Origin of the sequence: Mycobacteroides sp. LB1 (assembly GCF_013449725.1) — a bacterium.
Lineage (GTDB): Bacteria > Actinomycetota > Actinomycetes > Mycobacteriales > Mycobacteriaceae > Mycobacterium.
Genome location: NZ_JACCFF010000001.1, coordinates 886,366 through 895,707 on the forward strand (window position 1 = coordinate 886,366; position 9,342 = coordinate 895,707).

The 9,342-nt window shown below is 65.2% G+C and carries 10 protein-coding genes; 3 read left to right on the plus strand and 7 right to left on the minus strand.

What is annotated here, in order from left to right; translation table 11 throughout:
* Nucleotide 1: 1 nt before the first annotated feature.
* Together MLB1_RS04545 and rfbD are read right to left on the minus strand one after the other, a co-directional pair.
* On the minus strand, nt 2-865 hold the full coding sequence (locus MLB1_RS04545; RefSeq protein WP_371750590.1) for a glycosyltransferase family 2 protein: 864 nt from the start codon (nt 863-865) through the stop codon (nt 2-4).
* A gap of 98 nt (nt 866-963) precedes the next feature.
* Nucleotides 964-1,818 (minus strand): dTDP-4-dehydrorhamnose reductase, encoded by an 855-nt coding sequence (rfbD, locus tag MLB1_RS04550; protein WP_180748498.1) that lies wholly within the window; start codon nt 1,816-1,818, stop codon nt 964-966.
* 75 nt (nt 1,819-1,893) lie between these two features.
* On the opposite strand from rfbD, the gene MLB1_RS04555 reads away from it, so the two are divergent.
* Together MLB1_RS04555 and MLB1_RS04560 are read left to right on the plus strand one after the other, a co-directional pair.
* The gene (locus MLB1_RS04555; RefSeq protein ID WP_180748499.1) at nt 1,894-3,423 is read left to right on the plus strand and encodes an LCP family protein; all 1,530 of its coding nucleotides are present in this window, start codon (nt 1,894-1,896) and stop codon (nt 3,421-3,423) included.
* A complete protein-coding gene (locus tag MLB1_RS04560; RefSeq protein ID WP_180749688.1) occupies nt 3,420-4,103 on the plus strand; it encodes a TIGR03089 family protein in 684 nt (227 codons plus the stop codon). The genes MLB1_RS04555 and MLB1_RS04560 overlap by 4 nt, the downstream gene beginning before the upstream one ends.
* A gap of 71 nt (nt 4,104-4,174) precedes the next feature.
* Here the strand turns inward: MLB1_RS04560 and MLB1_RS04565 are convergent, their stop codons facing one another.
* Genes MLB1_RS04565 through MLB1_RS04575 form a run of 3 tightly spaced genes read right to left on the minus strand, consistent with a single transcriptional unit; the run spans nt 4,175 to nt 7,110 of the window.
* Nucleotides 4,175-5,338, minus strand: coding sequence for an acyl-CoA dehydrogenase (locus MLB1_RS04565; RefSeq protein ID WP_180749689.1), 1,164 nt, complete (start codon nt 5,336-5,338; stop codon nt 4,175-4,177).
* 51 nt (nt 5,339-5,389) lie between these two features.
* Nucleotides 5,390-5,896: a 5-(carboxyamino)imidazole ribonucleotide mutase gene (gene purE, locus MLB1_RS04570; RefSeq protein WP_180749690.1), complete on the minus strand. Its 507-nt coding sequence runs from the start codon at nt 5,894-5,896 to the stop codon at nt 5,390-5,392.
* 5 nt (nt 5,897-5,901) lie between these two features.
* On the minus strand, nt 5,902-7,110 hold the full coding sequence (locus MLB1_RS04575; protein ID WP_371750556.1) for a 5-(carboxyamino)imidazole ribonucleotide synthase: 1,209 nt from the start codon (nt 7,108-7,110) through the stop codon (nt 5,902-5,904).
* 157 nt (nt 7,111-7,267) lie between these two features.
* Here MLB1_RS04575 and MLB1_RS04580 point away from each other — a divergent pair, with 157 nt between their 5' ends.
* The gene (locus MLB1_RS04580) at nt 7,268-7,999 is read left to right on the plus strand and encodes a GtrA family protein (RefSeq protein WP_180748501.1); all 732 of its coding nucleotides are present in this window, start codon (nt 7,268-7,270) and stop codon (nt 7,997-7,999) included.
* Here MLB1_RS04580 and MLB1_RS04585 read toward each other — a convergent pair.
* Both MLB1_RS04585 and MLB1_RS04590 read right to left on the minus strand, forming a co-directional pair.
* Nucleotides 7,915-8,472, minus strand: a complete 558-nt coding sequence (locus tag MLB1_RS04585; protein ID WP_180748502.1) for a PH domain-containing protein — start codon at nt 8,470-8,472, stop codon at nt 7,915-7,917. The genes MLB1_RS04580 and MLB1_RS04585 overlap by 85 nt on opposite strands.
* 11 nt (nt 8,473-8,483) lie before the next feature.
* Nucleotides 8,484-9,278: a biotin--[acetyl-CoA-carboxylase] ligase gene (locus tag MLB1_RS04590; RefSeq protein ID WP_180748503.1), complete on the minus strand. Its 795-nt coding sequence runs from the start codon at nt 9,276-9,278 to the stop codon at nt 8,484-8,486.
* Nucleotides 9,279-9,342: the final 64 nt, after the last annotated feature.

The following is a 9,342-nucleotide window of genomic DNA, read 5'->3' on the forward strand; positions in this document are numbered from 1 at the left end:
ATCACTCTCCTTGCTTCTGCTGGCGCCGATTGGCGCGGATCGCCGCGCGCACCACGACGGCCGATCGGGCCGCCAACGCACCCCGGATGCTCCAGCGCAACGGCGCCTGCCACCAGTGCGGATGCCGGTCCGCCTGGAAGATGTAGACACTGTCGTGGTGAGCGTTGAGGCTCCGCGCGGGATCACGTCCGGCTGCATGACCTTTCGCGTGCACCACCTCCGCGGCGGGCGCGTACACGTTCTGCCAGCCCGCACGTGCGAGCCGGTCCCCTAGATCGACGTCCTCCATGTACATGAAGTACCGCGTATCGAATCCGCCGATGGCATCGAAGGCCTTACGCCGGAGCAGCAGGCAAGATCCCGACAGCCATCCGACAACGCGCTCGGACGGTTCCAGCCGGTCCTGACGGTAGGCCGCGGTCCAGGGATTTGATGGCCACACCGAGCCCAGCAGCGCATGAAGGCCGCCTCCCATCAGGGTCGGCACCACCCGCGCGGAGGGATACACCGTGCCGTCGGGCTCACGAATCAGCGGGCCCAGCGCGCCAGCGGCCGGCCAACGCTGCGCAACCTCCAGCAGTGCGTCGAGGCTGCCGGGACCCCATTGCACATCGGGGTTGGCGATCACAATCCATTCGGCATCCGGATCGACCTGGGCGGCCCCCAGGTTGGCGGCCTTCCCGTAGCCGACATTGCCCCCGGTGCGGAGCAGCTCGACATCGGACTCCGTGGAAGCGGCCTCGGGCGCTCCATCGACAGAGCCGTTATCGGCCAGGATCACCCGCAGTGGACGATTCGTGGCATGGCGCAGCGTCGTCAGAAAACGGTGCAGATGCTCGCCAGGCGAGTAGGTCACCGTCACCACGGCAAGCTGGTCAGTCACCGATGAGCCGCTTGCGCGAAGAGAATCAGTCACAGATGAGCCGCTTGCGCAGAGGATCCAGTCACGGTGCTAGAGGGTACCTATACATCGTTTGTGGCCAGCGCCTCAGCCAATGCGTCACGCCAATGCCGCAGCGGCGGCAGACCCAATTCGGCCCACTGGCTGCCGTCGAGCGCCGAGTACACCGGCCGCGGCGCGGGGCGCGGCATATCCGCGGAGAGGCAGGGTTGAACTCGTGCGCTGTCGGCTCCTACCAGCTCGAACACCGCCCTCGCCCAGTCGAACCGATTAACCACCCCACCCCCGGCCGCGTGCAGGAGTGGTGCGTCTACCGAAGAGGCAGCCAAGTCCAGGAGGGCATCGGCCAGATCTGCGGCATACGTCGGCGACCCGGTCTGGTCCGTCACCACCCGCACAGGCCCGTCCCCAGCGGCCAGTCGCCTCATGACGCCGACGAAATCGCCACCAACACCCGTGTAGACCCACGCCGTACGCACCACGTGAGCTGTTGGTAGGACGGCGTGGACAGCCTGCTCTCCGGCGAACTTGGTACGTGCGTACACACTATTGGGAGCCGTGGCGTCATCCGGGCGGTACGGGCGTGGGCTACCGTCACCGAACTCTCCACCGAACACGTAGTCGGTGGAGACATGGATCAACCTGGCGCCAACGTCACGACATGCCTGCGCCACCCTGGCGGCACCGTCGGCGTTCACCGCATACGCCCTGGCCTCGTCCGTTTCCGCGGCGTCCACGGCGGTGTAGGCGGCGCAGTTGACGACGGTATCCCCTGCAGCAACCACCCCGTCGGCCACATCGTCCCGGGTAATATCCCAATCAGACGATGTCAGCGCACGGATCGCAATGTCGCGAGACCTGGCACGGGCAATAAGGTGAGAGCCGAGTTGACCACCCGCTCCGGTGATGACGAGCACGCCCCGAGTCTGGCACGCCGGGGTGCGCTTCCAAAGGATGCACGGTCGGCCGACGTAGCCTTGACGAGGCTTGAGATGTTTTTGCCCGGTGAAGACCCGGGCCCGGAAAGGAACGAACCCACCGTGACGGAGACGCAGACAGAGACACCGCGTCCCCTGTGGCGGGGTATCGCGACTCTGGCCGCGGTCGCCGTCATGGTGGTCACCGGGGCAGCCTGGGGACAGATCGGCAACATCGATCCGACCATCGCCCGGTTCGATCTTCCTGGCCTGTTCGGTAATGCGGCCAGACCCGATGACGGCGCAATTGACATCCTGATGGTGGGCGTCGACAGCCGTAGCGATGCGCACGGCAATCCGCTCTCGCAGGACGAACTGGCGATGTTGCGCGCTGGTGATGAGACCGCCACGAACACCGACACCATCATTCTCATCCGCATCCCCAACAACGGAAAATCGGCAACTGCGATCTCCATCCCCCGCGACTCCTATGTCACCGTCCCGGACGGCAGCAAGGGAAAAATCAACGGCGTCTACGGCGAAGCCAAGGAGAACGATCGGCAGAAGCGCGTCGAATCCGGCGAGACGCTGGAGGCCGCTGAGCGCGAGTCAGTGGATGCGGGGCGTGCGGCGCTGACCCAGACCGTGGCCAAGCTGACCGGCGTGACCGTCGACCGCTACGCCGAGGTCAGCATGCTCGGGTTCGTACTGATGACCGACGCGCTTGGTGGAGTCGGCGTGTGTCTCAACGAGGCTGTCTACGAACCTATGTCGGGCGCCGACTTCCCCGCCGGCCCGCAGACACTCGATGGGCCGAATGCATTGAGCTTCGTGCGGCAACGCCACGACCTGCCCCGCGGCGACCTCGATCGAGTGGTCCGCCAGCAGGTGGTGATGTCGTCCTTGGCGCATTCGGCGCTCTCGGGAGGCACGTTGACCAATCCCACCACCTTGGGCAAGCTGCGCGATGCGATCACCCGCACCGTGGTGCTCAGCGAGGGCTGGAATGTCATGGACTTCATCCAGCAGCTGCAGAAGTTGTCCGGAGGGAACATCGCGTTCGCGACCATCCCGATCCTGCGCGAGGACGGTTGGACCGAGGACGGGACGCAAAGCGTCGTCAAGGTGGACGCCGACCAGGTACGCAACTGGGTGTCCGGCCTGCTGGATCAACAGGCTGAGGGCAGGACCGAAGAGGCCACCTATTCCAAGGATCAAACGACTGCCGAGGTCGTCAATGAGACCGAGATCAACGGCCTGGCTGCCGCTGTTTCGGAACTGTTGGTAGGTAAGGGATTCACCGCCGGCAAGGTTGGTAACAACGACAGCGAGCACGCGGGCAGCAGCCAGGTCCAGGCCGCGAAACAAGACGACGTGGGCGCCAAGGCAGTGGGCGAGATACTGGGGTTGCAGGTCGTGCAGAAGCAGGGGCTCCCCGAACGCACCGTACGGGTGGTGCTGTCCAGCGATTACCACGGTCCCGGGTCTGGCCGCGACACCACACCGGCGTCCTCGTCGGAGACCGGATACACCGAGGAAGCGACGCCTCCACCTCCGCCGTCGCCCATCTTCACCGCGGCCAACGGCCCGCGCTGCGTCAACTGATGAACCTCACGTCATTGCTGCTGGGCGACTTGAATAGTCCGGCACCGCGGATCACTTACTACGACGACGCCACCGGCGAGCGCATCGAGCTCTCGACGGTGACGCTCGCCAATTGGGCCGCCAAGACCGCCAACATGTTGCGCGACGAGTTCGGCGCGGGACCTGGGTCCACGGTCGCGGTGCGGCTGCCCGCGCATTGGCAGACCGCGGGTGTGCTCCTCGGAATCTGGTGGGCCGGTGCGGAAGTGGTGCTCGCTGGGGACAACTCAGCCGACGTGGCGTTCTGCAGGCTCGGTGATGAGCCGGACGCCGATGAGGTATGCGTACTGTCCCTCGACGCATTCGGGCGCCCGGTGCCCGACCTGCCACTGGGGTTGACTGACTACTCGACGACAGTCCGGGTGCATGGGGACCGGTTCTCCCCCACCGGCGCCGGACCCGCGCTAAACGGTCGCGGCGTCGACGAGATTGCTGCCGCCGCACGGGAAAGTGCCGCAGCACAGGGCATCACGGCCGAGGATCGGGTGCTGAGCTCGGGCCCTTGGGATTCCGGTGATGCACTGATCGCCAATCTGCTGGCGGTGCTCATCCCCGGAGCGTCGCTGGTTCAGGTGGCCAACCCCGACCCTGCCGCGCAGGAACGAAGGGTTCTCTCCGAGAAGGTGACGAAGCCCCTCTAGGCGCCGAACACGCTAGTACGCACACATTTCGCAAGTAGACCAGTGCGTAGTTGCGCGTTCGGCGGAAGAGATTAGGAAGACAGCAGCGCGCGGCTCATGACAACGCGCTGAATCTGGTTGGTGCCCTCGTAGATCTGGGTGATCTTCGCATCGCGCATCATGCGCTCCACCGGGAAGTCGGTGGTGTATCCGGCGCCGCCGAACAGCTGCACGGCATCGGTGGTGACCTCCATGGCCACATCGCTGGCGAAGCACTTCGATGCCGAGGAGATGAAGCCCAGGTTCTTCTCGCCGCGCTCGGCGCGGGCCGCGGCGGTGTACACCATCAGGCGCGCGGCCTCGACCTTCATCGCCATATCGGCCAGCATGAACTGAACACCTTGGAAATCGCTGATCGACTTGCCAAACTGCTTGCGGTCCTTGGTGTATGCGATCGCCTGATCCAGCGCACCTTGGGCGATGCCGAGCGCCTGGGCACCGATGGTCGGACGGGTGTGGTCCAGCGTCTGCAGCGCGGTCTTGAACCCGGTGCCCGGCTCGCCGATGATCCGGTCACCCGGGATGCGACAGTTCTCGAAGTACAGCTCGGCCGTCGGCGAACCCTTGATGCCGAGCTTGTGCTCCAGCGGACCTACGGTGAATCCCTCGTCGTCCTTGTGCACCATGAACGCCGAGATCCCGCTGGCCTTCTTATCGGGGTCGGTCACCGCCATGACGGTGTACCAGGACGACTTTCCGCCGTTGGTGATCCAGCACTTCGAACCGTTGATAACCCAATCGTCGCCGTCGGCCTTCGCGCGGGTGCGCATGGCGGCCGCGTCGCTACCGGCCTCGCGTTCGGACAGCGCGTACGAGGCCATGGCCTCACCGTTGGCGATCGACGGCAGCACCTGCCGCTTCAGCTCTTCGGAACCACTGAGAATCAGACCCATGGTGCCCAGCTTGTTCACCGCGGGAATCAGCGACGAAGAAGCACAGACCCGCGCAACCTCTTCGATGACGATGCAGGCGGCGACACTGTCGGCACCCTGCCCGTCGTACTCCTCGGGAACGTGCACCGCGTTGAAGCCCGACGCGACCAGCGCGTCAAGCGCCTCCTGGGGGAAGCGCGGCTTCTCGTCGACGTCCTTGGCGTGCGGGGCGATCTCTTTCTCGGCCAATCCCCGGATCGCCGCACGCAGCTCGTCGTGCTCTTCAGCCAATTTGAACAGGTCAAACGACGGGTTCCCAGCCATCACGCCCTCCAGGGTCAATCAGAGTTAGTCGGCATTAACTGTACGGCAAGGTCAAATTTGGTCGCCCATCAGTCTGCGCCGCAGCGCCTCGTCTTTCTCCAGAACGGTTGCTTCCATGCTCGCCTGGAAGGCAACAACCTTCTCCCGCAGCGCGGTATCGGACACCCCGAGGATCCGTGCCGCCAGCAGCCCGGCGTTGCGGGCCCCGCCGATGGACACCGTCGCCACCGGCACACCAGCGGGCATCTGCACAATTGAGAGCAGCGAATCAAGGCCGTCCAGGCGCGCCAACGGCACCGGAACGCCGATCACCGGCAGCGGGGTGGCCGAGGCCACCATGCCGGGTAGATGTGCGGCACCGCCGGCCCCGGCGATGATCACGTCGAGACCGCGTTCTGCCGCCGACTGCGCATACTCCAGCATGCGCCCCGGCGTCCGGTGCGCCGAGACAACGCCCACTTCGAAAGGAATCTCGAACTCCGCCAAGGCATTCGCGGCATCCGACATTACCGACCAGTCGCTGTCGCTGCCCATGATCAGGCCGACCCGTGCGCTCACCATCTCTAGTGCCCTTCCGTCCATCCGTCTGTCCACACCGCGTGCGATAACCAGTGCGCGGCCCGCTCGGCACGCTCCCGCACCTCGGCCACATACTGCGGATCTGCTAGTGAACCATCCACGCGGCCTTGAATATTCACATGCCCGAGCTTGCGGCCCGAGCGCTCGCCCTTGCCGTACAGGTGCACCTTTGCCTCCGGGATGCGACCCATCAAGTGGTGCATCCGTTCATCAAGTGACATCACGGGCGTCTCTTGCGCGCCAAGCACGTTGGCCATGACGGTCACGGGGGCAAGGGGTTCGGTGGAGCCGAGCGGGTAATCAAGCACCGCACGGAGGTGCTGTTCGAATTGCCCGGTCCGCGCACCGTCCATGCTCCAATGCCCGGAGTTGTGCGGTCGCATTGCCAATTCATTGACCAGTAGTCGGCCGTCATTCGTTTCGAACAGCTCCACAGCGAGACACCCAGTCACCCCGAGCTCGGTGGCGATCCGAAGCGCGAGCTGCTCGGCCTCCATCGCCCGCTCCTCGGGGAGCTCGGGTGCCGGCGCAACGACCACGGCGCAAATCCCATCCCGCTGAACGGTTTCCACCACGGGCCAGGCGGCACCCTGCCCAAATGGCGAACGGGCGACCATGGCCGACAGTTCACGCCGCATATCGACGCGCTCCTCGGCTAGCAGCTCTACACCGGCGGCCAGCTGCTCGGCGGCCACGGTGCGCGCCTCGTCGAGATCGTTGGTGATCCACACACCGCGGCCGTCATATCCGCCGCGTACCGCCTTCAACACAACCGAGCCGCCCGTTTCGGCCGCGAACCGCTCGACATCGGAAACGGTCAGGATCTCCGCGAAGGCCGGCACCGGAGCGCCAATGCTCTTGAGTTTGCGCCGCATGAACGTCTTGTCCTGCGCGTAGATGAGGGCGGACGGCGGTGGCTGCACGTTGACGCCCTCGCTCTGCAGGGTTGCAAGAAAATCGGTGGGTACGTGTTCGTGATCGAAGGTCAACACGGTGGCACCCTTGGCCGCGCGACGCAGGTCGTCCAGGTCGGTATGCGAACCGAGCACCACATCGGGGGTGACTTGAGCCGCCGGCTCATCGGCCGCGTGAGCCAGCACCCGCAGCGTCTGACCGAGTGCTATCGACGCCTGATGGGTCATACGGGCCAGCTGACCACCACCGATCATGGTGACCACGGGAGTTTCGGACACAGACATATGTTGTCATGCTGGCTGCGCGGCCCAGCGAGAACGGTCGGTCCCCGTCGCCATTGGCAGCCAGGATTCGACGATCAGATATACGCCCGTACCCAACGGGGTTCACGGACCGCTTCGCGCTGCCACACCATCTTCCGTACACTCGCCATTTGTGTCTTTCGCCGATGCCACCATCGCCCGGCTGCCCCGGTTCATCCGGCCTGTTGCCGAGCGGCACCACGAGCTGATCAAGTTCGGCATCGTCGGAGCCACCACGTTCATCATCGACTTCGGCATCTTCTACGGGCTCAAGCTCACGGTCCTGGAGTCCAAGCCCCTCACTGCGAAGATCATCTCCGGCATCATCGCCGTCATCGCCTCCTACATCCTCAACAGGGAGTGGAGTTTCCGGGACCGCGGCGGCCGTGAGCGGCATCACGAGGCGCTGCTGTTCTTCGCGGTCAGCGGTATAGGCGTGCTCATCGCCATGATTCCGCTGTGGGTGTCGAGTTACGTCTTCGAACTGCGCGTACCGAACGTCAGCCTGACGGTCGAGAACATCGCCGACTTCATCAGCGCATACATCATCGGCAACCTGCTCCAGATGGCCTTCCGGTTCTGGGCCTTCCGCCGCTGGGTGTTCCCCGACGAGTTCGGACGGTCAGACGTCCCGGTGGCTCTGGTCGATACCGGCGACGCCCAGGGCGATATCGAAGAAGACGACAACGCCACCACGCTGCAGCCGGCTCCAGGACTGCCCAACGGGTCCGCAGTGCATTACGGCACCGAGGTCGGCCGCGGCCTATACGGCTCAGCGCATCATGTGGCGGGTGGCCGGTCCCGGCCACGACCGGTGGAGCGACTGTCGCCCTCCTCCGAACCGAGGGTGTCGAAGACCTCGTGATACAGCAGCGAGTGGACGTATTCCACTCGCGGTATCTCATGAAACTCCAACGGGTCCTGTGACGCCGATTCGATGATCAGCGTGCCGGTGCGCAGAATCCTGTCGATCAGGCCGTGCCGGAATTCGACGCTGTTGACACGCGCCAACGGGATGTCGATACCCGAGCGGCTCAACAATCCGTGGCGGAACATCACGCGGCGGTCGGTGATGACGAAGTGCGTGGTCAGCCAGTTCAGGAACGGCCATACGCTCAGCCAGCCGACCAGCACCAACCACACCACGCCGATGGCGATCATCACGACGTTCTTCGCGGTGGGCTGCCAATCGGTGTTATCGACCATCGCGGCGACGAAGGCCGCGGCACCCGTGGACAGGATCAGCACCAGCGCCGGCCCGATCAGTCGCTTCCAGTGCGGATGGCGGTGCAACACCACCTGCTCGTCATCGGCGAGTACGTTCTCCGGATACCCCACGTTGGGCGACTTTACTGGTCTTCTGACGTACGCAAATGCGTAATGTCGCCCGCCGTCACCGCGGTAACGGCACCGTCGGCGCCCTCGATCCGTAGTTGCCCGTTCTCGCCGAGCCCGACCGCGATGCCGACCAGTTCACGGTCGCCCGGCAGTTCGGCGCGCACCCGCGCTCCCAGGGTGACACTGCGGGAGCGGTAGTCCTCGAGCAGCTGCTGATCGACGCCCCGTGCGGCCCGCCAATGCTCGATGCGGCCGCCGAGCTCACGCAGGACCGCGCGGGCCAACTCGTTGCGGTCTGGATCAGCCCAGCCGAGGATCGCCAGCGACGTGGCATTGGGGTCGGGCAGCTCATGTTCGGTGAACGTCGCGTTGAGCCCAAGACCGACCACGATGGCCTGCTGAGGAGACGCGACCTCGGCGAGGATTCCGCACAACTTGCGCCCGTCGACGAGCACGTCGTTGGGCCATTTGAGTCCGGCCTGAACACCGGTCGCTTCCGCGACCGCGTCGACGATGGCGACTCCGGCGAGCAGTGGGACCAACCCCCATCGGTCCGAGGGCACGTCGCCGACGGCGATGCCTACCGACATCGACAACTGCGTGTATGCGGGTGCGCCCCAGTTTCGGCCGTGGCGCCCGCGCCCGGCGGTCTGGTGTTCGGCGAGCAGGACGACACCGTCGATGTCCTCCCCCGCCGCCGCGCGCGCCACCAGATCGGCGTTGGTGGAGCCCGTTTCGTCGACGATGTCGATTCGGCGCCACTGTCCGCCGGGGCTGTCGGTGAGGGTGAGTCTGTCCGAAGTCACGCACCCAGCCTAGGGCCCGAGCCGCGCAGTGTGGAGCGAACGTCCATGAGCGCACAGCTTTTAT

Excerpts from the sequence above, each read along its gene's own strand:
- MLB1_RS04555 (WP_180748499.1), top strand. The coding sequence starts at position 1,894 with ATGTTTTTGCCCGGTGAAGACCCGGGCCCGGAAAGGAACGAACCCACC.
- MLB1_RS04565 (WP_180749689.1), bottom strand. The coding sequence starts at position 5,338 with ATGGCTGGGAACCCGTCGTTTGACCTGTTCAAATTGGCTGAAGAGCAC.